Annotated in this window: 23 protein-coding genes; 11 read left to right on the plus strand and 12 right to left on the minus strand. The window is 62.3% G+C overall.

What is annotated here, in order from left to right:
• The first annotated feature begins 128 nt into the window (after positions 1 to 128).
• The 4 genes from LQ249_RS06045 (at position 129) to moaE (ending at position 2,835) form a co-directional block, all read left to right on the plus strand.
• The gene (locus tag LQ249_RS06045; RefSeq protein WP_017848644.1) at positions 129 to 1,523 is read left to right on the plus strand and encodes a PhoH family protein; all 1,395 of its coding nucleotides are present in this window, start codon (positions 129 to 131) and stop codon (positions 1,521 to 1,523) included.
• Positions 1,524 to 1,670: 147 nt separating this feature from the next.
• The gene (moaC, locus tag LQ249_RS06050; protein WP_017848645.1) at positions 1,671 to 2,144 is read left to right on the plus strand and encodes a cyclic pyranopterin monophosphate synthase MoaC; all 474 of its coding nucleotides are present in this window, start codon (positions 1,671 to 1,673) and stop codon (positions 2,142 to 2,144) included.
• Complete coding sequence (locus LQ249_RS06055; RefSeq protein WP_046384622.1) at positions 2,141 to 2,383, plus strand: MoaD/ThiS family protein; 243 nt, start codon at positions 2,141 to 2,143, stop codon at positions 2,381 to 2,383. The genes moaC and LQ249_RS06055 overlap by 4 nt, the downstream gene beginning before the upstream one ends.
• 2 nt (positions 2,384 to 2,385) lie before the next feature.
• Complete coding sequence (gene moaE / locus LQ249_RS06060; RefSeq protein ID WP_017848647.1) at positions 2,386 to 2,835, plus strand: molybdopterin synthase catalytic subunit MoaE; 450 nt, start codon at positions 2,386 to 2,388, stop codon at positions 2,833 to 2,835.
• 147 nt (positions 2,836 to 2,982) lie between these two features.
• Here moaE and rhlB read toward each other — a convergent pair whose 3' ends face one another.
• Positions 2,983 to 4,464 (minus strand): ATP-dependent RNA helicase RhlB, encoded by a 1,482-nt coding sequence (rhlB, locus tag LQ249_RS06065; protein ID WP_046488650.1) that lies wholly within the window; start codon positions 4,462 to 4,464, stop codon positions 2,983 to 2,985.
• A 96-nt stretch (positions 4,465 to 4,560) separates the two neighbouring features.
• On the minus strand, positions 4,561 to 5,217 hold the full coding sequence (locus LQ249_RS06070) for an alpha/beta hydrolase (protein WP_017848649.1): 657 nt from the start codon (positions 5,215 to 5,217) through the stop codon (positions 4,561 to 4,563).
• 345 nt (positions 5,218 to 5,562) lie between these two features.
• Here LQ249_RS06070 and LQ249_RS06075 point away from each other — a divergent pair, with 345 nt between their 5' ends.
• From LQ249_RS06075 to LQ249_RS06090, 4 genes are all read left to right on the plus strand, one after another.
• A complete protein-coding gene (locus LQ249_RS06075) occupies positions 5,563 to 6,594 on the plus strand; it encodes an amino acid ABC transporter substrate-binding protein (RefSeq protein ID WP_010564018.1) in 1,032 nt (343 codons plus the stop codon).
• 72 nt (positions 6,595 to 6,666) lie between these two features.
• Positions 6,667 to 7,848 carry an amino acid ABC transporter permease gene (locus LQ249_RS06080; RefSeq protein WP_079442895.1) on the plus strand — a complete coding sequence of 394 codons (1,182 nt, stop codon included), beginning with the start codon at positions 6,667 to 6,669 and terminating at the stop codon, positions 7,846 to 7,848.
• 10 nt (positions 7,849 to 7,858) lie between these two features.
• On the plus strand, positions 7,859 to 8,956 hold the full coding sequence (locus LQ249_RS06085; protein WP_017848652.1) for an amino acid ABC transporter permease: 1,098 nt from the start codon (positions 7,859 to 7,861) through the stop codon (positions 8,954 to 8,956).
• Positions 8,957 to 8,967: 11 nt separating this feature from the next.
• Complete coding sequence (locus tag LQ249_RS06090; protein WP_003171943.1) at positions 8,968 to 9,732, plus strand: amino acid ABC transporter ATP-binding protein; 765 nt, start codon at positions 8,968 to 8,970, stop codon at positions 9,730 to 9,732.
• Between the two features lie 64 nt (positions 9,733 to 9,796).
• Here LQ249_RS06090 and LQ249_RS06095 read toward each other — a convergent pair whose 3' ends face one another.
• Positions 9,797 to 10,285 carry a type II toxin-antitoxin system MqsA family antitoxin gene (locus LQ249_RS06095; RefSeq protein WP_046384619.1) on the minus strand — a complete coding sequence of 163 codons (489 nt, stop codon included), beginning with the start codon at positions 10,283 to 10,285 and terminating at the stop codon, positions 9,797 to 9,799.
• Positions 10,282 to 10,593 carry a type II toxin-antitoxin system MqsR family toxin gene (locus tag LQ249_RS06100; RefSeq protein WP_057004286.1) on the minus strand — a complete coding sequence of 104 codons (312 nt, stop codon included), beginning with the start codon at positions 10,591 to 10,593 and terminating at the stop codon, positions 10,282 to 10,284. The genes LQ249_RS06095 and LQ249_RS06100 overlap by 4 nt, the downstream gene beginning before the upstream one ends.
• Before the next feature lie 159 nt (positions 10,594 to 10,752).
• Here LQ249_RS06100 and LQ249_RS06105 point away from each other — a divergent pair, with 159 nt between their 5' ends.
• Both LQ249_RS06105 and LQ249_RS06110 read left to right on the plus strand, forming a co-directional pair.
• Positions 10,753 to 11,412 (plus strand): FadR/GntR family transcriptional regulator, encoded by a 660-nt coding sequence (locus LQ249_RS06105; RefSeq protein ID WP_017848655.1) that lies wholly within the window; start codon positions 10,753 to 10,755, stop codon positions 11,410 to 11,412.
• Positions 11,402 to 12,667: a CynX/NimT family MFS transporter gene (locus LQ249_RS06110; RefSeq protein WP_108525924.1), complete on the plus strand. Its 1,266-nt coding sequence runs from the start codon at positions 11,402 to 11,404 to the stop codon at positions 12,665 to 12,667. The genes LQ249_RS06105 and LQ249_RS06110 overlap by 11 nt, the downstream gene beginning before the upstream one ends.
• Here the strand turns inward: LQ249_RS06110 and LQ249_RS06115 are convergent.
• The 8 genes from LQ249_RS06115 to LQ249_RS06150 form a co-directional block, all read right to left on the minus strand.
• Positions 12,664 to 13,305 (minus strand): DUF1120 domain-containing protein, encoded by a 642-nt coding sequence (locus tag LQ249_RS06115; RefSeq protein WP_232566255.1) that lies wholly within the window; start codon positions 13,303 to 13,305, stop codon positions 12,664 to 12,666. The two genes, LQ249_RS06110 and LQ249_RS06115, sit on opposite strands and share 4 nt — an antisense overlap.
• 17 nt (positions 13,306 to 13,322) lie before the next feature.
• Positions 13,323 to 14,447, minus strand: a complete 1,125-nt coding sequence (locus LQ249_RS06120; protein ID WP_232566256.1) for a DUF1120 domain-containing protein — start codon at positions 14,445 to 14,447, stop codon at positions 13,323 to 13,325.
• Positions 14,448 to 14,457: 10 nt separating this feature from the next.
• Positions 14,458 to 16,896: a fimbria/pilus outer membrane usher protein gene (locus tag LQ249_RS06125; protein WP_232566257.1), complete on the minus strand. Its 2,439-nt coding sequence runs from the start codon at positions 16,894 to 16,896 to the stop codon at positions 14,458 to 14,460.
• 124 nt (positions 16,897 to 17,020) lie between these two features.
• Positions 17,021 to 17,743, minus strand: coding sequence for a fimbria/pilus chaperone family protein (locus LQ249_RS06130; RefSeq protein WP_017848660.1), 723 nt, complete (start codon positions 17,741 to 17,743; stop codon positions 17,021 to 17,023).
• A gap of 79 nt (positions 17,744 to 17,822) precedes the next feature.
• On the minus strand, positions 17,823 to 18,449 hold the full coding sequence (locus LQ249_RS06135; RefSeq protein ID WP_017848661.1) for a DUF1120 domain-containing protein: 627 nt from the start codon (positions 18,447 to 18,449) through the stop codon (positions 17,823 to 17,825).
• A gap of 56 nt (positions 18,450 to 18,505) precedes the next feature.
• The gene (locus LQ249_RS06140; protein WP_046488637.1) at positions 18,506 to 19,132 is read right to left on the minus strand and encodes a DUF1120 domain-containing protein; all 627 of its coding nucleotides are present in this window, start codon (positions 19,130 to 19,132) and stop codon (positions 18,506 to 18,508) included.
• 64 nt (positions 19,133 to 19,196) lie between these two features.
• Positions 19,197 to 19,817, minus strand: a complete 621-nt coding sequence (locus LQ249_RS06145; protein WP_057004290.1) for a DUF1120 domain-containing protein — start codon at positions 19,815 to 19,817, stop codon at positions 19,197 to 19,199.
• A 44-nt stretch (positions 19,818 to 19,861) separates the two neighbouring features.
• Complete coding sequence (locus LQ249_RS06150; RefSeq protein WP_017848664.1) at positions 19,862 to 20,491, minus strand: DUF1120 domain-containing protein; 630 nt, start codon at positions 20,489 to 20,491, stop codon at positions 19,862 to 19,864.
• 414 nt (positions 20,492 to 20,905) lie between these two features.
• On the opposite strand from LQ249_RS06150, the gene LQ249_RS06155 reads away from it, so the two are divergent.
• Positions 20,906 to 21,733 carry a response regulator gene (locus tag LQ249_RS06155; RefSeq protein ID WP_232566258.1) on the plus strand — a complete coding sequence of 276 codons (828 nt, stop codon included), beginning with the start codon at positions 20,906 to 20,908 and terminating at the stop codon, positions 21,731 to 21,733.
• The last annotated feature ends 176 nt before the right edge of the window (positions 21,734 to 21,909 follow it).

A 21,909-nucleotide genomic window follows, 5' to 3' on the forward strand; every position in this document is an offset into this window, starting at 1 on the left:
GTGGCGTCTTCCAAGACTCCTCATGTGGGCACTGCACTTGACGTCACGCAAGGTGCAGTCGGTGGTCGAATCGAGGCGCAGCACTGTTGTGGTATTGCGTCGACTGGCTCCCACAAAGGTGACCGAGTATGGATGATCATGGACGTAACCCTTCTTCCGACCAGCCAATCCTTTATGTGCTTGATACCAACGTACTGATCCACGATCCGAACGCTCTGCTTAACTTCGAAGAACACCACGTCGCCATCCCGATGATCGTGTTGGAGGAACTCGACAAACTCAAAAGCGGGCATCACAGCGTGGCCGCCGAATGTCGCCAGGCCATCCGCCTGATCGACAAAACCCTGGGTGAAGCGTCACCCGAGGACGTCGAAGTCGGCGTGCCGATCCAGCGCGGCAAAAGCGGGCCCAAGGGTTTGTTGTCGATCTTGATGAGCAAGCGCAGCGAGCCCAACAGCCTGCTGCCGGAAAACCTCAACGACAACAAAATCATCAACCAATTGATCGACCTGCACGCTCGTGACAAGGACATGCGCGTGGTGCTGGTGACCAAAGACATCAATATGCGCCTCAAGGCACGAGCGTGTGGGATCGCTGCCGAGGACTACAGTACCGACCAACTGGTCGACGACGTGTCGATGCTGTCCCGTGGTTATCACACCATGACCGGCTCGTTCTGGGACCGCGTCAGCAAGGTCGAAACCCGTCAGGACCACGGTCGCACCTGGCACCAGGTGCAACTGATCGACAACCTGCCGGCGGTACACGTCAACGAGTTCATCATCGACGAACAGGGCTTCGTGGGCTGGATCAAAGAGATCCAGGTCGACAGGCTGCTGATCCTCGACCTGCATCAGGAACCCCTGTTGCACCAGGAAGCCTGGGGCCTGAAACCGCGTGATATCTACCAGAGCCTGGCGCTGTATGCGCTGCTCGACCCGGACATCCACTTGGTCAACCTGACCGGTGCCGCCGGCTCGGGCAAAACCATCCTGGCTCTGGCGGCCGCCATCGAACAGACCATGGTGACCAAACGCTATCGCCGCATCATCGCCACCCGCAGCGTGCAGGGCCTGGACCAGGAAATCGGTTTCCTGCCCGGCACCGAAGCGGAAAAAATGGAGCCGTGGCTGGGGGCGATCACCGACAACCTCGAAGCTTTGCACATGGATGACGAAAACACCCATGGCAGCGTCGACTACATCCTCAGCAAAGTGCCGTTGCAGTTCAAATCCCTCAATTACATCCGAGGTCGCAGCTTCCAGCAGAGCCTGATTTTGATCGATGAGTGCCAGAACCTCACGCCGCACCAGATGAAAACCATCATCACCCGTGCCGGCGCCGGTTCCAAAGTGGTGTGCCTGGGCAACCTGGCGCAGATCGACACCCCTTACCTGTCCGCGACCAGCTCCGGGCTGACTTACCTGACGGAACGCTTCAAAGACTTCCCGAACGGCGTGCATATCGCGCTGCAGGGAGTTCCACGTTCGATCCTGGCCGAATACGCCGAATCTCACTTGTAAACGCGGTCCATGTAGGAGCGAGCTTGCTCGCGAAGAGTGTCTACGATAACGCGGGGTCTCTGGAGCCCCGCGTTGTTCTTTGGTTTTTCGCGAGCAAGCTCGCTCCTACAGGGTTTACAATCGACGCTCCTGATCAGGAGTATCCCTGTGCTGACTCATCTCGATTCCCAAGGTCGCGCCCATATGGTCGACGTCACCGACAAGTCCGTGACGTTCCGAGAGGCGGTGGCTGAAGCGCGGGTGCGTATGCTGCCCGAGACACTGAAAATGATTGTCGATGGTGCCCATCCCAAGGGCGATGTGTTTGCCGTGGCCCGTATCGCCGGGATCCAGGCGGCGAAAAAAACCAGTGATTTGATCCCCTTGTGCCATCCGCTGATGTTGACCGGCGTCAAGGTCGAACTGAACGCCGAGGGCATAGACTCCGTACACATCGTGGCGCGCTGCAAACTCTCGGGCCAGACCGGCGTAGAGATGGAAGCGCTGACGGCCGCCAGTGTCGCTGCGTTGACCATCTACGACATGTGCAAGGCCGTGGACCGCGGCATGACCATCGAAAACATCCGCCTGCTGGAAAAGCTCGGCGGTAAAAGCGGGCATTTCAAGGCGGACCAGGCATGAGCATCAACGTACTGTTTTTTGCCCGCTACGGCGAAACGATCGGCCTGGATTCCCTGGAGATGGAAGGCGACTTCGCCACCGTCGACGCGGTGCGCCAGGCATTGGTTGGCGATCCGGGCTTTGACGTGCTCAACGAGACCAGCTTGATGTGCGCGCGCAATCAGGAAATGTGCAGCGTCGACGAGCCGCTCGAAGCCGGTGATGAAGTCGCCTTCTTCCCACCCGTGACCGGAGGCTGAGCATGGCCATCCGTGTACAGCCCGCGCCGTTTGACCCCGGCGCCGAAGTCAACGCGATGCACGCTGCCAATGTCGGCGTCGGCGCGGTGGTGAGTTTTGTCGGCTATGTCCGCGACTTCAATGACGGCCACGACGTGGCGGGGATGTTCCTGGAGCATTACCCCGGCATGACCGAAAAGGCCCTGGCCAAGATCGCCGTGGAAGCCGAACAACGCTGGCCGCTGCTCAAGCTGGAAGTGCTGCACCGCATCGGCGCGCTGGAACCGGGCGAGCCCATCGTCTTCGTCGCCGCTGCTAGCGCGCATCGTCAGGCTGCGTTTGATGCCTGCGCGTTTGTGATGGACTACCTGAAGACCCGTGCGCCGTTCTGGAAGAAAGAAAGCACCAGCGAAGGCGCGCGTTGGGTGGACGGGCGCGACAGCGACCACGCCGCAGCGGATCGCTGGAAGTAGCCAGCCGAACACATCCCTCAAAATCAGCTGAAATCAAATGTGGGAGGGGGCTTGCCCCCGATAGCAGTGGGTCAGTTGGCAAATTCTGCGACTGACACTCCGCTATCGGGGGCAAGCCCCCTCCCACATGTTTGACCGCATTTGAGCTTAGGGGCGTTTGCGTTCTACAGCCCGGAGCAAGTGCGTCGGCGGTGTCTCGCAGCTGATCTTGCGGCCCAGCAGCGTCTCGATCGACGGCAACTGATACGAGTCATCCTCCCCGGCAAAGCTGATCGACACGCCCGCTGCCCCGGCACGGCCGGTACGGCCAATACGGTGTACGTAGTCGTCGGGCATTTCGGGCAGGGTGAAGTTGATCACATGGCTGATGCCGTCGATGTGAATCCCGCGCCCGGCCACGTCGGTGGCCACCAGCACGCGGATCTTGCCTTCGCGAAAGCCTTCCAGGGTCTTGATGCGCTTGTGCTGCGGCACGTCGCCTGACAGTTGCGCGGCGTTGACGCCATCACGCACCAGGCGCTCTTCGATACGGCGCACTTCGTCCTTGCGGTTGGCAAACACCATCACGCGCTCCCAACCGTTGTCGTTGATCAGGTTGTAGAGCAGCTTGTACTTGTCGGCACCGGCCACGGCGTAGATGTGTTGCTCGACGTTTTCGCTGGCGACGTTCAGCGCCTCGATCTCGACGATGGACGGCTCGGTGGTCCACTGCTTGGCGAGGTTCATCACGTCTTCGGTGAAGGTCGCGGAGAACAGCAGGGTCTGACGCTCGTTTTTCGGCGGGGTCTGGCGAATGATCTGGCGTACTTGCGGGATAAAACCCATGTCGAGCATGCGGTCGGCTTCGTCCAGCACCATCACTTCGACCATGTCCAGGTGTACGTCGCCGCGCTGGTTGAAGTCGAGCAGGCGGCCCGGAGTGGCGACCAGGATGTCGCAGTGACGCGCTTCGAGGTGCTTGAGCTGCTTGTCGAAGTCCATGCCACCGACAAACGTCATGACGTTGAGGCCGGTGTACTTGGTCAGGTCGGCGGCGTCCTTGGCGATCTGCACCACCAGCTCGCGGGTCGGGGCGATGATCAGCGCGCGCGGCTCACCCATGTAGCGTTCTTTCGGCGGCGGCGTTTGCAGCAGTTGGGTGATGATCGAGATCAGGAACGCGGCGGTCTTGCCGGTGCCGGTCTGGGCGCGGCCGATGGCGTCTTTGCCGGCCAGGGTGAAGCCCAGCACCTGCGCCTGGATCGGTGTGCAGTACGGGAAGCCCAGGTCCTGGATGGCGTGCATCAGTTCCGGTGCGAGCTTGAAATCGTGGAAGCGGGTTTTGCCTTCCTGGGGTTCGACGACGAAATCTTCGAGTTTCCACGGTGTGACGGGCGGCTTGGGCGCGCGTTCACGGCGTGCGGCTTTTGGCGCAGGCGCAGGCGCGGTTGCCGCAGCGGCTTCGGCCGGTTTCGGCGGTTCGGTTGGCGTCACCTCGAGCGGTTTCGGCGCGGTCACAGGCGCGGCCAGGCCAGGCTGTTTACCGTCGTGGCGGCTGCCGGGTGTCGGGACGGGAGCACTGGGAACTGGCGCGAGCGGCTCAGCCTCGCTTTTGCCGAACATCTTCTTGAGTGCTTTGAGCACGGTGATCTCATTAATTGGTTAAGGAATATACGCCGGCCAGTGTAATGCAAGAATCGGGCGCGGCGTAGTGCGTCTGTCATGTGGCTAAATAAACGGCGGCGTTCAGCGCAGTCGTTCGGCCAACCACGTACCGATATCGCTGATCTCTTCGGGTAACACTTCGTGACCCATTGGGTATTCCTGCCATGTCACGGTGACACCACGGGTCTTCAAGTGCTCGTAAGCGCTGCGCCCCATGGCGTTCTGTACCACCTCGTCGTACTGGCCATGCAGGCACAGCACCGGAATGCGCTGTTGACTGGCGGATAATTCCAGCTCGTCGTCGAAGGTCGGCGCATAAGTGGAGAGGGCAATCACGCCACCCAAGGCGCCTTGCCATTTATGGAAAGCGGTGTGGTACACCACGGCGCCACCCTGGGAGAAACCCGCCAGGAAAATCCGCGAGGCGTCTATTCCGCTGCTTTTTTGTTCCTTGATCAAATCCGTGACCATTTTGGCCGACTCTTTCAGCTCTTCCAGGCTGATGGACCGCGCCGGGCTCATCGCCCTGATGTCGTACCAACTGGGCATCTCATAGCCGCCGTTGATGGTCACCGGGCGGGTCGGTGCTTGAGGCAGGACGAAGCGGGTGGTCAGCAGGTTTTCCTGCAGCGCTTGGGCCACCGGTTGGAAGTCGTAGCGATCGGCACCCAGGCCATGCAGCCAGATTACGCAGGCGTCTGCAGGCTTGGTGGGCTGAAGAATCAAGGGGTTGCTCATGTCTGCTCCATTAATGTGCGTGCGCTCCGATTGAGTGCGACGGAACGGTGCGCAATAGTTTGATCTGTTACGAGAATGTCGCAAGGTTGAATCTTTTGCCATTGACCTTGGGCTGAATCGACTCAGCAGCCACTCTGGTACGCGCTTTGCTATGTGTAGGTCGATGTCAGATCTTTCCTGGGACGGTAACACTATCAGTGACTGCCGTTTGTGGGATAGCAACTGGAATTACTGCGACTGCCTCATGCTGCTTGACCCTAATAAAAGCCAACACGGGTCGATATCGCCTCATAAGGGTGCGCTGAGGTTCTAGCTCCGACACAACAAGAGCAACTGGAGGTTTGAATGAAGGTATTGAAATCCACCCTGGCCATCGTTTCCGCGGCCGCTGTATTGGGTGTCAGTGGTTTCGCCCAAGCCGGCGCCACCCTGGACGCCGTGCAGAAGAAAGGTTTTGTGCAATGTGGCGTGAGTGACGGCTTGCCGGGTTTCTCGGTACCGGATGCCAGCGGCAAGATCCTCGGGATCGACGCTGACTTCTGCCGCGCGGTAGCCGCTGCTGTGTTCGGCGACGCGACCAAGGTCAAATTCAGCCAGTTGAACGCCAAGGAGCGTTTCACCGCGCTTCAATCCGGCGAAGTCGACATTCTGTCCCGTAACACCACCATGACCAGCTCCCGCGATGCGGGCATGGGCCTGAAATTCCCCGGCTTCATCACTTACTACGACGGCATCGGCTTTCTGGTAAACAACAAGCTGGGCGTTAAAAGTGCCAAGGAACTGGACGGTGCAACCATCTGCATCCAGGCCGGTACCACCACCGAGCTGAACGTTTCCGACTACTTCCGTGGCAACGGTCTGAAATACACCCCGATCACCTTCGACACCTCCGACGAAAGCGCCAAGTCGCTGGAGTCCGGGCGTTGCGACGTACTGACCTCCGACAAGTCCCAACTGTTCGCCCAGCGCAGCAAGTTGGCCTCGCCGAAAGACTACGTGGTTCTGCCGGAAACCATTTCCAAGGAACCGCTGGGCCCGGTCGTGCGTAATGGCGACGACGAGTGGCTGGCCATCGTGCGCTGGGTTGGCTACGCCATGCTCAACGCGGAAGAAGCCGGTATCACTTCCAAAAACGTCGAAGCTGAAGCCAAGTCCACCAAGAACCCGGACGTTGCGCGTCTGCTCGGTGCCGACGGCGAATACGGCAAAGACCTGAAAGTGAAGAAAGACTGGGTCGTACAGATCGTCAAGCAGGTCGGCAACTACGGTGAAGTGTTCGAGAAAAACCTCGGCAAGAGCACGCCACTGGAAATCGACCGTGGCCTGAACGCGCTGTGGAACAACGGCGGCATTCAATACGCACCCCCTGTGCGCTGATCGCTGATGGTTCTATCACCCGGTGGGCCAACCGCCGGGTGATGTTCTGTTCCATTCTTTCCGGGGCACTTCATGCAAAATAAAATCGGCGCACCAAAGCAGAAGCTCAGCTTCAGCGATCCCAAAGTGCGTGCGTGGCTCTTCCAGATCATCACGATTGTGGCGGTGGTCTCGCTGGGCTGGTACCTCTTCAACAATACCCAGACCAACCTTCAACACCGGGGCATTACCTCGGGCTTCGACTTTCTTGAGCGCAGTGCCGGCTTCGGCATCGCGCAGCACCTGATCGACTACACCGAATCGGACAGCTATGCCCGGGTGTTTGTGATCGGGCTGCTCAATACCTTGCTGGTGACCGTGATCGGCGTGGTCCTGGCGACCCTGCTCGGGTTCATCATCGGCGTGGCCCGCTTGTCGCCCAACTGGATGATCAACAAGCTGGCGACGGTGTACGTGGAAGTGTTCCGCAACATCCCGCCGTTGCTGCAAATCCTGTTCTGGTACTTCGCGGTGTTCCTGACCATGCCGGGGCCACGCAACAGCCATAACTTCGGCGACACGTTCTTCGTCAGCAGCCGTGGCCTGAACATGCCGGCCGCGCTGGCCGCCGACGGGTTCTGGCCGTTCGTGGTCAGCGTGGTCGTGGCCATCGTGGCCGTCGTGCTGATGACCCGCTGGGCCAACAAGCGCTTTGAAGCGACCGGTGTTCCCTTCCACAAGTTCTGGGCGGGTCTGGCGCTGTTCATCGTGATCCCGGCATTGTGCGCCTTGGTCTTCGGCGCGCCGTTGCACTGGGAAATGCCCAAGCTGCAAGGCTTCAACTTCGTCGGCGGCTGGGTACTGATCCCTGAACTGTTGGCGCTGACCCTGGCGCTGACCGTGTACACCGCGGCGTTTATCGCCGAGATCGTGCGCTCGGGCATCAAGTCCGTCAGCCACGGCCAGACCGAAGCCGCACGCTCCCTGGGCCTGCGCCCCGGGCCGACGCTGCGCAAGGTCATCATCCCGCAAGCCCTGCGGGTGATCATTCCGCCGCTGACCAGCCAATACCTGAACCTGGCGAAAAACTCGTCGTTGGCCGCCGGTATCGGTTACCCGGAAATGGTTTCGCTGTTTGCCGGCACGGTGCTCAACCAGACCGGCCAGGCCATCGAAGTCATTGCCATCACCATGAGCGTGTACCTGGCGATCAGCATCAGCATTTCCCTGCTGATGAACTGGTACAACAAGCGCATTGCGCTGATCGAGCGGTGAGGAAACGAGCATGAGTTCGCATACGTTCAAACCTGATATGCCACCGCCGAGCAAAGTCTTCGGGCCGATGGCATGGATGCGCGCCAACCTGTTTTCCAGCTGGCTCAACACCCTGCTGACCTTGTTGGCGTTTTACCTGATCTACCTGGTCGTGCCGCCGATACTGCACTGGGCCATTCTCGACGCCAACTGGGTCGGGACCACTCGCGCCGACTGCACCAAAGAAGGCGCCTGCTGGGTGTTTATCCAACAGCGCTTCGGGCAGTTCATGTACGGCTACTACCCCGGCGACCTGCGCTGGCGCGTAGACCTGACCGTGTGGTTGGCCATCGTGGGCGTGGCGCCGTTGTTCATCTCGCGTTTTCCACGCAAGGCGATCTACGGCCTGGGCTTTCTGGTGTTGTACCCGATCATTGCCTTCTTCCTGTTGCGCGGCGGCATTTTCGGCCTGACCAGCGTGGCCACCAGCCAATGGGGCGGCCTGATGCTGACCCTGGTCATCGCCACCGTCGGCATCGCCGGTGCCTTGCCGCTGGGGATTGTGCTGGCGCTGGGGCGGCGTTCGAACATGCCGGCGATTCGTGTGGTCTGCGTGACCTTCATCGAATTCTGGCGCGGCGTGCCGTTGATCACGGTGCTGTTCATGTCCTCGGTGATGCTGCCGTTGTTCCTGCCCGAAGGCATGGGCATCGACAAGCTGCTGCGGGCGTTGATCGGCGTGATCCTGTTCCAGTCGGCCTACGTGGCGGAAGTGGTGCGCGGTGGCTTGCAGGCGATTCCCAAAGGTCAGTACGAAGCGGCCGCGGCGATGGGCCTGGGTTACTGGCGCAGCATGGGCCTGGTGATTCTGCCGCAAGCCCTGAAGATGGTGATCCCCGGCATCGTCAACACGTTTATCGCGCTGTTCAAGGACACCAGCCTGGTGATCATCATCGGTTTGTTCGACCTGCTCAACAGCGTCAAGCAAGCCGCCGCCGACCCGAAATGGTTGGGCATGGCCACTGAAGGCTACGTGTTCGCCGCCCTGGTGTTCTGGATTTTCTGTTTTGGTATGTCGCGCTATTCCATTCATTTGGAACATAAGCTCGACACAGGCCACAAGCGTTAGGAGTTGATGTTATGAGCGAAGCGATCAAACAGCCTGTGAGCCCTGAAGGCATTATCCAGATGCAGGGCGTGAACAAGTGGTACGGCCAGTTCCACGTATTGAAAGACATCAACCTCAACGTCAAGCAGGGCGAGCGTATCGTGCTGTGCGGCCCGTCGGGTTCGGGCAAGTCCACCACCATCCGCTGCCTCAACCGCCTGGAAGAACACCAGCAGGGCCGCATCGTGGTCGATGGCGTGGAGCTGACCAACGACCTCAAGCAGATCGAAGCGATCCGCCGCGAAGTTGGCATGGTGTTCCAGCACTTCAACCTGTTCCCGCACCTGACCATCCTGCAGAACTGCACGCTGGCACCGATGTGGGTGCGCAAGATGCCCAAGCGCAAGGCCGAAGAAATCGCCATGCACTACCTGGAGCGCGTGCGTATCCCGGAGCAGGCCCACAAGTTTCCGGGGCAACTCTCCGGCGGCCAGCAACAGCGCGTGGCGATTGCCCGGGCGCTGTGCATGAAACCGAAAATCATGCTGTTCGACGAACCGACCTCGGCCCTCGACCCGGAAATGGTCAAGGAAGTGCTCGACACCATGATCGGCCTGGCCGAAGACGGCATGACCATGTTGTGCGTGACCCACGAAATGGGCTTCGCCCGTACCGTGGCCAACCGCGTGATCTTCATGGACAAGGGCGAGATCGTGGAACAGGCGGCGCCGAATGACTTCTTCGACAACCCGCAGAATGACCGGACCAAGTTGTTCTTGAGCCAGATTCTGCATTGATCGATGGTTGATGCTTGAAGCGATAAACCCGGCACCAGGCCGGGTTTATTTTTGCCTGCTGTTTTTACGCGGACGCTTGAGTTGCAAGCTGCGCATCTTTTGCGATCAGCAGATGGTTCAGGTCTTCGCCGGCATTGAGTGCCTCTATTTCGGCCAATAGATGCGGATGTTTATCCAGTAGACGCATCAATGTGAGCAGTGGCGCGGGCGGAAAGATCTCAGCCCTTTCGTAGCGGGAAAATGCGTTATGGCCGCGGCCGGTCAATAGCCTCACCGCGTCTTTCTGCGTCAGATGCAATTTGCGGCGAATTCGTTTCATTTCGGCGGCGATGATTGTCCTGGCATCCATTAACAACTTATCGCTGGCATCGGAATAACGCTCTGCGCTATCGGTGTCCGAATCGAATTCGACCTCGTGACAGGCCTGGCATTCCCAGCCTGCAATATCAGGGATATCCCGGATCATGCCGCGTGTGTTGATCGTGAAGTTGCGACCTTCGAAATGCTGCATTGCGTCATGGGTTCCGCAGCTCACGCATTGTTGGGTTTTCATAAGGTTTTCTCCTTGAAGGAGATTACGGGAGGACCACCGCCTGGGCGGTAAGTCACTTTGATGTAAATCTCCGTAGCGTAAATCTTGATCAGATAGACGTCCTGCCACACACGGTGGTCTGAATAGGTCGTCATTGACGTGTACAACATTCGATTCTCAAGGGCGCAGACCGCGAGTCGCATCTGGCCGATGTTCAACTCAAGTTGTCGAGCCGCCTCCCGCGCGCTTGCGGTGAATGCTCTGCTACCCAACCTGATGACATCCGCCTTTATCACCGCCAAATCGTAATGAGGTGTGTACTTTTCCATAAGACACCTAAGGCTGAAATTACCCTTTAAGGGTAATTTTAACAATCGAAAATACTGCTCCGTTTCCCTGCCTGAAAACCCTAGTGCGTTGCCTTTGTAGGCAAGTCCGAATAGGCTGTAGGTAAATTCATCCTATGATTGGACGAAAGCGCAAACCTCATGACAGACATCTCCCCGCTGATCAAACGCTCCCTGGTCGACCAAGCCCTCGAGCAGCTGCGCCAGCGCATCACCCAAGGTACGTGGGCCATCGGCGAGCGCCTGCCCACCGAGCCTGAGCTGGCGGCGGAATTGGGCATCAGCCGCAATACCGTGCGCGAGGCCATGCGGGTGCTGGCATTCTCTGGATTGATCGAGGTCCGCCAGGGCGACGGCAGTTACCTGCGTTCGATGACGGACCCGCTGGGCGCCATGCGCGCGTTATCCCATTGCAGCCTGGAACAGGCGCAGGAGACGCGGCAGATCCTGGAAGTGGAGGCCATCGGTCTGGCCGTCCTGCGTCGCACCGAGCAAGACCTGCACCGGTTGCGCGAGGCGCTTGATGCCAGCGCCGCGCTGTATCACGGTGAGCTGGAGGCCTACATCAGCGCCGATCTGGTATTCCACCAACGGCTGGTGGACGCGGCGCACAACCCGGCGTTGAGCGAGTTGTACCGGTACTTTTCCAGCATCATCGGCGCGCAACTGCGCCAGACCCTGAACATCTCGCCGCGTCGCCAGGCGGTGTTCGACCTGCACACCGCCTTGCTTGATGCCGTAGCGCAGCAAGACCCGGAGCGCGCCAAATCCCTTTGCCGGCAGTTGATCAATGAACCCTGACGCCCCACGCACGCCTGAGTTGGAAGAATTGCTGATCGACGCCGAGGCCGACGACGATGCAGTCCAGCACAGCCCCCCGTCGACGAGCCGGCCATGGCTGTTGCTGCTGGGCCTGGTGCTGGTGGCGCTGAACCTGCGCCCGGCGCTGTCGAGCCTGTCGCCGCTGCTCAGTGAGGTCTCGGCCAGCCTGGGCTTGTCGGCGGCCAGGGCCGGTCTGCTGACCACCTTGCCGGTGCTGTGCCTGGGCCTGTTCGCGCCGCTGGCGCCGCTCCTTGCGCGGCGCTTCGGTGCCGAGCGGGTGGTGCTGGGGATCTTGTTGACGCTGGCCGGCGGTATTCTGCTGCGCAGTGCGTTCGGTGAGGTCGGGTTGTTTGTGGGCAGCCTGATCGCCGGGGCCAGCATCGGCATCATCGGCGTGTTGTTGCCCGGTATCGTCAAGCGCGACTTCGCCAGGCAGGCGGGCGCGATGACCGGGGTCTACACCATGGCGCTGTGCCTGGGCGCGGCGTTGGCGGCGGGGGCCTCGGTGCCCTTGAGCGACTCCTTCGGCAACCGTTGGAGCATCGGGTTGGGCTTCTGGATGGTGCCGGCGTTGCTGGCCGCGCTGTGCTGGTTGCCGCAAATCGGGCAGAAGCACGGCGCGCATCGCGTCGCCTACCGGGTGAAGGGCTTGCTGCGCGATCCGCTGGCCTGGCAAGTGACCTTGTACATGGGCCTGCAATCGTCCCTGGCCTACATCGTGTTCGGCTGGGTGCCGTCGATCCTCATCGACCGCGGCCTGAGCGCCACCGATGCCGGGCTGGCGCTGTCCGGTTCGATCATCGTGCAACTGCTCAGCGCCCTCACCGCGCCTTGGCTGGCCACGCGCGGCAAGGACCAGCGCCTGGCCATCGTGGTGGTGATGCTGCTGACCCTCGGCGGGCTGATGGGCTGCCTGTACGCGCCCCTCGACGGGCTATGGGGCTGGGCGATTCTGCTGGGCCTGGGGCAGGGCGGTACGTTCAGCCTGGCGCTGACCTTGATCGTGCTGCGCTCGCGGGATGCCCACGTGGCCGCCAACCTGTCGAGCATGGCCCAGGGCTTCGGTTACACCCTGGCGTCCCTGGGCCCGCTCGCGGTGGGCCTGATTCACGACTGGACCGGCGGCTGGGCCGCCACCGGCTGGGTCTTCGCGGTGATCGGCCTGGGCGCCATCGTCGCTGGCCTCGGTGCGGGGCGCGCGCGGTACGTCGAGGTCAGCAGCGAGAAAGTCTAGAGGTACTCCACCTCCAGCGTCGCCGAACCGTCCATGAGGATGTCGGTACTCAGGTCCAGATTCTGTTTGGCGTTGATCACCGTCTCCAGGCTCAGCGTGCTGGTCAGGTTCTGGATCGCCATGGGGCCGGCGGTGCTGCCCGCGGTGTCGGTGAAGCCCAGCAGGCTCTTGGCGCCGATGTTGATCGGGTTGCGGTTGGCCGCGCGCCAGGCCACGCCGCCGGTGGTGGACTCGGTGCCGTGGACCTCGGCCACGCCACCCACCACGGTCTGCTGCGGATCGAACGTCAGCGAGTACACGCCGATCTTGTTCGCGCTGTTGTCCAGGCCCAACCCGTAATAAATCTCGCTGTTGACGTGGGCCGAGCCGTCGCGGTTGTCGTGCATGCGCAAGGCATAACGCACCGGGCCGTTGCAGATCACCGTCAGGTTCAGGGACTTGACCGGCAGCCGCGTGCCGGTCGTGAGGTTGAGGTCTTGCTGGGCGATCTTGCCGAAATCCACCACGCCGTTGGCCGACAGGCTCGGCGCGCAGGACACCGGGATGATCCGGCCGTTGACGTTCAGGTCGACGAGGGCGGCGGCCTGCGCCGGTTGGCTGAACAACAGGGGCACGAGGATCAGGTAGCGAGCAATCATGGGAGGCTCCGAGGGGCTTAGAAGTAGTTGATTTCCAGGGTCGCCGAACCGTCGAGCCGCACTTCGCTGCGCAGGTCCAGGCTGTCGAGCGGCGCGATGAAGGCTTTCAGGCTGAGTAATGCGCTGAGGTTTTGCAGGGCATTCGGGCCTTCGGTGCTGCCGGCCGTGGCGGTAAACCCGAGGAGGCTGCGCGCGCCCAAGGGGATCGCGCTGGCGCTGGCGCTGCTCCAGGCGGCGCCGCCTGTGGTCGAGTCGGTGCGATACAGCTGGGGCAGGTTGTCGGCGCTGGCCTGGGCGGGGTCGGCCAGCAGGTAATAACGGCCGACTTTCTGCCCGCGTGCATCCAGGCCCAGGCCGTAGGCGGTTTCATCGATGCCGCCGGTGGCTGAGCCGGCGCGGTTGTCGTGCATGACCAGGGCAAACGGAGTCGGGCCGTCACAGCTGACCGTGAGGCTCAGCGCGCGGGCGGGCAGGGCGGTGTCTTTGTCGCGGTGCAAGTCGCTGACCGACAACTTGCCGAAGTCCACCGTGCCGTTGTTGGCCAGGGTGGGCGTGCAGGCCGTCGGTGCGAAGCGCGCTTGCAGCTGCAATTCCCGTGAACGCCCGGAGGTGAGCGCGTCCACCTGCGCCGAGGCTTCCCAGGTTTCGGCATCGCGCACGCGGATCGCTTCGTCCCGCGCCCACGCACTCACCTGCAGTTGCGCGGCAAAACTGCGCCCGGTGGCGGGCTGGCCGTTGTGCAGCGGGACGATGCCGTGGTCGGCGCGCCAGGCCAGGCTCGTGCCGATTTGCGCGGGCGCCTGGCCTGGGCCGGCGAGCAAGCCGAGTTGCACCGCGTGGCCATCGAGCACCGCGTCATGCACTTGCACGCGGTAACTGCCGCCGTCGCCCAAGCGCAAGCGCTCGGTGCCGGCAGCCAGGGCGCGGTAGAACAGGCTCATGTCGCCCGGTTGCGGGCAGTTCAAGGTCAAGGACAGGCGCCGTTCGCCGAGCAGGTGTTCCGCTGCCGGTGCTGACGCGACGGCGCGGTTCATCAGGCCAAAATCCAGGCGCGATTCGCTCAGGTCCAGGCGGCAGTCGTCCTCGGCCAGGGCCGTGCCGGCGAACAGCAGCAGGGCTGCCAGGCTGTGTTGAAGCTTCATATTGGGGTCCTCAAGGTCGCTGGCAGCGGGCCGGTGCGGTTTCGAAATACACGTGGGGGTCGGCCTTGGCCGGCAGTTCAAAGCGCAAGTGGCAGCGCGGCTGGTCAGGGGCCTTGATCCATAGCGGGCGGGTGTCGAGCACGTCGGGCAAGAACACTTGGTTGCCTTCCTGGACCAGGGTGATGAACTCGCCGTCCTCCGTGGTCACGGTCGCGCCGCGTGGCATCGGGGTGTCCAGGGTCAACAGCGCACGCCGGGTGAGCGACACGCCGAACTCGATGCGGTCCACCGCGCCGCGGCCTGCCGATACCACCGCAAGCCCGTTGTGGATGTCGGCATTGCGCGGCAGCGAACGGGTGTGGACTTCCAGCGGGCTGCGCCCATAGGCGCTGAGCTGAGGCGCCACGGCCTGGCCTTGCCAGTCGGTCCACACCGGGCCGCTGGGGGTGTTGACCTTGATCCCGGGCATATCGCCCACCGCCAGCACGGCAAAGGTGTCGCGCACCGGGTAGGGCGAGAACGTCAACCCGTCGGCGTGCAGCACCATCCCGCCGCGTGCGCCGCCCTGGTAGCTGGAGCGTTCGGCGTCAGCGCGCGTGTAGTTGAAGTCCAACTGGCTGTAGAACGGCAGGGCCGACACGCCCAGGGACGATTCGACTTCGCGGTCGCGGGTGTCATGTTCGACGCCGACGCGATACGCCAAGTGGTCGTTGATCTGCTCGTTGAGCCCCATCCCGGTGCGGTGCTCGCCGCCGGAATTGCGCACCCAGGCGCGGCCACGGCGGCTTTCGCCGAGGGGCAGGCTGACCGTCAGGTACAGGCTGTCGTCGTTGTAACGACGCCCGCCCATGTGCCATTCGGCGGTGGTGGAAATCGACATACCGGCGACCTGCGTACCCCAGGAGGCGAGGGCGCGGCTGCTGCTGTCGCCCTGGAACGAGGACGAACGGGAAACCCCCGCGCTGAAGGCGCCCAGCCATGGGTGCGACCACGAGCTGGTGGCGCTCTGCTGGTCGCGGTAACGCGCGCGTTGCTGCTCGCGGGTGTCGGCGATGTAGGTCGATTCGGTGAGGTCGCGGTAGCCCTGGGTGCGCCAGGAATTGGCTGCCGTGAAGGCCCAGCGCTCACTGAGTTTGTGCGACCACGACAGGTCGGTCTGCACCCCGCGTTCCTGGGTGCGCCGCGAGGCTTCGGAGGCGACCACGGCCACTTGCACCTGACTGTCCGGCAGCGGCAACAGGCCCAGGCTCAGGCCCGCCGAGCGATAATCCGCGGCCGCCAACAGCCCGCTGCCGAAGCTGAGCTGCGGATGCGGCGCGGCGCTCCAGCCGGCGCTCAGCACCCAGGGTTCGGCGCCCGGGCCGTCGCCGATATTGCGCACCCGCCCGGCCGCCACCGAGTAGCCGGGCGCGGGCAGCCCCAGGCCGAGCATGGCGGCGGGCACGGTAAAGCGCCGTTCCTCGCCGGTGCTTTCCTTGACGGTGACTTCGACGTCGGAGCGCCCGTTGAGGCGCGGCACATTGCTCAAGCTGAACGGGCCGGCGGGCACCACTGTGGAGTGAATCAACGCGCCGTTCTGGCGCACTTCCACCTGCGCCGGGCCGTTGGCGATGCCGTTGATGGTCGCGCCCTGGTTCTGATCCTGCAGGGCCTGTTCGGTGAGCACCTGCACGCCGGTGATTGGCGCACCCGCGAGCACCGGGTTGTAGAGGTTGATCTGCCCGGCCTGCAACACCGCCTGGTGGCTGGCGAAGGTGCGCTGGGCGTAGGCGTCCAGATGGGTGGTGCTTGAGCGGCTGTCCTGCCAGGTCTGTACCTGGCGGCTGCGCACGATCCAGTCGCCGGCATTGAAGCCGACCTCGGTATTGGCCGAGCCAAAGCGGCTGGAATCGTTGCGGTAATGGTTGTACAGGCCGGTCACGTCGTAGTTGAGCAGCGCCGCGAAACCGCCGGTCTGATAGCCGGAAATGTCCTGGGTGAGCGGGCGCAGCGCCTGGGTGGGCACCACCAGGTTCAGGCTCAGGTTGGCCGGGTCGTGCTCGACCACGGTCTGTGGGTATTGCTCGAGAAAGGCATAACAACTGCTTTCTTCTGCCGGGCCCGAAGACGGCGTCACCAACTGCGCGGCGTCCAGCAGCGGCGGGTCGAAGCATGTGGCGCCGTGCTGATCCACGCTGACATCGACGCGCCCGCGCCGCTGACCGTTGACCGTCAGGTTGAGCGCATGGCGCCCCTGGGTAAAACGCGGGGTCTGCATCAGCAGGCTGGCGAGTTCGGGATCGATGCCGCGCTGGAGCAGGGTCTGTGGATCAAACGAACCTGTCGACGACTGCTCTGCCCATGCCAGGTTCGTCAGCAACCCCTGACTGAGCGTCAGCACCAGTAATGCCAGGCGCGGTGAAACGCCGGGCACGGCTTTGCCGTCACGGTAATGGATGACTGTGTTCACACAAATGCACTCGGATGATGGAAGTACCCGGCGTGATTCCCTATCGCGTCAGGTCTTCCCGGTGGCCTTCAGTGGGTGGCCACTTCGTGATAGTGGCGCCGTCGTGTCCCTGGGCGCCGTTGCATCACAGGCTTATGGGCGCGTCGTGGGGCGCGACCGCAAAGCCATACACTGTGGCCGGTTGCAGGCGCACGCTGGTGGCACCGGCGCCGGCGCCGCTGGCGGTGACGGTCAGCGTTTCACCGGGCAGCACATAGGTGCGCGGCAGCATCGCCGAAGCATTGCCGGGCAGCAGTTGCAGCTCCTGGGCCAGACGCACCACATACGGGGACGGGTTGTGGACGCTGAGCTGGTCGGCTTTCAAGGTCCATTGCAGGCCCAGCCACGGCGTGCGATTCGGCGCCAGCCCCTTGGGATGAATGATCACCGGCAGGTTCTGCCGCACGGTCACGCCCACTTGCGCGCGCCCGAGCTGGGCCGGGTCGCGCTGGGCGGGCATGCCCTCGAAAATCACCCGTTTGAGGCGCTGGGTTTGCAGCGGCGCCTGGGTTTGCAGGATGAAGCGCACCAACTGGCTCTTGGACGCCTCGACGCGGGTCAGGGGTGGAGTCACGAACAGCAGCGTGTCGCTGTCCTCGGGGATGTTTTCGAGGGTGACGTGCAGCAAGGCCATTTTGGTGTCGGTGTTGGTGACCGAGACCGTGGCCTCGCCATCGGCCTCGTTGACGATCACCACCGAGGTGTCCGGGACCATGCCGTCGGCACGCGCGACGGTTGCACCGAGTACGGCCAGTGCCACGCAGCAGAGACGCGGCAGCCAGCGCCAAACGGAAAAAAACGAGTTCATAACAGGGCTCTTCTATACAGGGCGCTTCAAATGGGCCGACATGCGCGCGGTGGGTGACCGGGGCGCCGACGGCACGGTGTCAGAGGTAACGCAGGTCCAGCGTGATCGAGCCATCGAGGGGCACCTCTTCGTGGAGCGTCAAGGTGTTGGCCGGGCTGATCGAGGTGTCGACCCGCAGGGACGCCACCAATTGCCGGATCGGCGCGGGCAGCGTATCGCCGGCCCGGGCAAAGCCCATCAACAGACGCGGGTACATGTTAGGTTCGGGTTTCCAGCTAGCCCCCTGGTCGGATGAGGTCAGGGTTTGCATCGGCTGCGAATCGCCTACCGGGCCGCGCAACGACAGGCTGACCGACCCGAGGCGTTCGTCGGGGGCATGGGGGTTCATGCCCAGCCCATAAAAATAATCCGGCGCCAGCGATGACTCACGCTTGTTGTCGATGCCCACCAGGGCGAACAACACCAGGCCTTCGCAACTGATGCTCAAGCCCATCTGCTGGTTCGGCAGCACGGTGAACTCACTCGGATGCAACGTCGTCGCCAGGATCTTGTCGTGGTCGACAAGGCCGTTGTCCGACAGCGATACGCTGCACGCGCTGGGGGTGATTCGCCCGTTGACGTCCAACTCCACGCTCGAGAGCGCGAAGGCCAAGGGCGCTGCCGCCAACAGAAGGGTGAGGGCCGGCAAGCGAGTAAGCAGGTTCATGGCTTGAGTTACCTGGTGTTGAACGGGTGGTACGGGCATCGGGCAAGGCGGTGGCGTTACAGGTAGAGGACTTCGACCGTGACCGAACCGTCGATCACCGTGTCTTCGGTAATCGTCAGGCCCTGGGCCGGCAGGATGAATGGCTTGACCGAGAGCGCCACCTGCGTGTTCTGGGCCGGCACAGGCACCCGCGCCGCGCCGATCTCTTGGATCGAGATCCATTGATTGGTTTGCCAGCCCATGTCTGGCCGCATAGAGTTCCAGGTGGTGCCGTTGTCCGACGACCGGATCATCCCGACGGGCGTGTTATCGGCGACGCCCTGGTCGAGGAACATGAGGTAGCCGCCAATACGCTGACCGGCACTGGTCTTACCGATGCCATATTCGATGATGCTGTTTGCCGAGTCGGTGCGGTTGTCGGTGGCCGTCAGGGCAAACAGGGTCGAGGCTTCGCAGTCGATGCCCATTTGCAGGGTGACCGGGGTGAGTTGGGTCCGGGTGTCCAGGTTAAGGTCCTTGACCGAGACTCGGCCGACGTCGATGGTCTCGGCCGACAGGCTCGGCATGCACGCCGAGGGCACAATCAGGCCCTTGACGGTCAGGTCAACGGTGGAGGCGGCGAGCACCGGGAAAGCGCAGCCGATCAGTACGCCGGTAACGCTGGTACGCAGTAGCTTTTTCATGACGGGTGAAGCTCCAGGGATGGATAGGAATACAGGGGGTCCAGGGGGACAGGGGGTTACGCTGTTACAGGTACTTCATCTCAAGGGTCGCGTGCCCGTCGACGAGGACTTCGTCGGTGAGGGTCAGGCCATCGGCACGGGCAATTCGGGTGTAGAGCACAATGTCTGCTTCGAAGATCGTCACGGCCATTGGCTGAGTAGGGTTGTCCATTGCGGCAATCGCGAGCAGGTTGAGGTGGCCCAACTGCGTACCGGGGGTCCACGTGGTGCCGCCATCCAGCGACACGATGGTTCGCACGGCCATGGTGTCCGCCATGGGGTTGCTCAAACTCAGCGAAACGCTGCCCAGTTTCTCGTCGTTGGGGGTCGTGCCCAGGCCGTGGTGGTTGGGGATCACCGATGTGCCGTGGCGGTTGTCGATGGTGGTCATGGCGAAGAGCGTCGAGCCTTCGCACCGCACGTTCAGGTGCAGGGTGTTGCGCGGCAGCAACGTGTCTCGGTCTTGGTTGAGGTCGCGCACGGTCACCTTTCCGTGGTCGATGGTGCCGCCGTCAGCCAAGCCCGGCGTGCAGGCTTTGGGCGTAATTACGCCGCTCACGCTCAGCTCGGCCTGGCTGCTGGCTAAAGCGCTGGGCACGTTCGCCAGCAGCAGACTCGCCAACAATGCGGGGAAATATTTATCCATGAAATGAACAACCTCTCTGGGCAATGCCCTGCGTGGATGATGAGTTACAGGTACTTGACCTCGATCGTGGCGGAGCCGTCGATCAGCACTTCGTTGCTCAAGTCCAGGCTGTTGGCGGCGGCGATCTGGGTGTCGATCACCAGCTCGCTGATCACGTTCTTGATCGGGATCGGCTTGGGATCCTGACCGTTCGACCTGTCGCCAAACGCCGCCATGTACGGGTTTTGCCAAACCACATCGTCAATGGCTTGCCAGCTCACGCCATCCAATGACTCGATGGGCTCGACGGCGACGTTGTCGGCCACCGGATTTCTCAGGGAGAGCCAGAACGTGCCGATTTTCTGCAGGTTGTTGATCAGGCCCAGGCCGTAGCCGAAACCGTAGATTGACGACCCGGCGCGGTTGTCGGTGGTGCGCAACGCAAACAGGGTTGCGGCCTCGCAGTCCACATTGAGTTGCAGCCTGGCGGTGGGCAGGCTGGTCGGGCTGTCGAGGTTGAGGTCTTTTACCGAGACCTTACCGTGATCCACCACACCACTGGCGGACAACGTCGGTGTACAGGCGCTTGGGGTAATCACGCCTTTGACGGTCAATTCCACGGTACTGGCGGCGAAGGTCATGCCGCTGCCGACAAGGGCGATGACGGCGGTGAATGCGGCTAAGGGCTTTTTCATGTGATCGAGCTTCCGATGCAAAGCTGATTGCCGAGGGGCAAGGGGGGACCCGTCGGTAACTAGGTGGCGACCGCCTGGAGTGGCCGGTCGCGTCCCGCTCTGGGGATGCCGGGCAATCTATCGGGGGGAGGGCGTCGGGCAAATACAACAAATACGACAATGGGCGGATGTCGCACACGCCCAATCGACTTGTCGGAACTCGTTTTTTTGTGTGTAGGAAATATAAGGGTTTCGTAGTTGTTGTATCGCGCAGGCGGCCTAATTCAAATAGCGTTCCGGCCGATACATCTTCACAGCACATTCGAACAGCCAGGCGTGTTGCGTGCCGTACCCGGTACCTATGTCGGCGGATGTTCTGTCGGCCATTGAGGTTGCCGATCCCCGCGCCGTGCGCTTATTGAATTTGAGGTAGTCATGTCATCAGGCCCTATCCCAGGCGACCGAGCAGGGGATGACCTGGCCGCACAGCCGGCGTCAACCCGGCATTGGCGTGAGCTCAAGGTGTTGTTGGTAGACGATCATCCCGCGTATTGCCTGCTGATGGGCGCGATGCTGGAGCGGCTGGGGCTGGCATTTGCAGTGTGCGCGCACGGCCAGGCTGCCCTGGCGATTCTGGACGTCAGCCGCGCCGACCTGATTTTCAGCGACTGCCAAATGCCGGTGATGGATGGCTATGCCATGACCCGCGAGCTGCGCCGCCGCGAACTGCGTGACGGCGCGGAGCGCGTGCCGGTCATCGCGTTCACCGGCAAGCTGGGCGCGCGCGAAATCCAGCAGTGCCAGGCTGCGGGCATGGATGCCTGGCTGGCCAAACCGGTGACCTTTCAACAACTGCGCCAAGTCCTCGGCGACTGGCTGCCCGGCCCGCGTATCAGCGAGACCGCGCAGCCGGTCACGGCGGTGGAGGGGCGCTGGCCGAGTCGCGGCCGGTTGGGGCAACTGTTCGGCTGCAGCGAGGCGCTGCCCGGCATCCTGGCAAGCCTGGTGTATGAGGCCGAGCTCGATCTGCATGCGCTGGCCCAGGCCACCGACGGCCTGCAAGCGCAGGCCACGGTCGAGCATTTGCACCGCTTGATCGGCAGCGTGGCGTTCTTCGGCGCCACACCGCTGGAAATGCGCGGTCATCAGTTGATCGAGGCGATCAACCGCGACGGTGTGGCCATGCACCTTCAGCGCTTGCTCGCCTTGCGCAGCGACTTGATGGGGTATCTGAAATATTTGTCGCTATTAGGAAAAGGATGACAGCTAAGACCGATGGCTTCTGTAGGTCTTCAGAGTGGGTAATTTCCTTTTTTTCTGTGGGGTAAAATTCTGCTCCCAGGGATTGCTGGGCTATCTGCCATTACGGCGTTTGGGGGCGGTTGTTGCCGATCCGATCCGGGAGTATTTTGCGCGGATTCAAGTTGCCATCATGGTGG

The organism is Pseudomonas sp. 7-41, assembly GCF_021233075.1.
GTDB lineage: Bacteria > Pseudomonadota > Gammaproteobacteria > Pseudomonadales > Pseudomonadaceae > Aquipseudomonas > Aquipseudomonas veronii.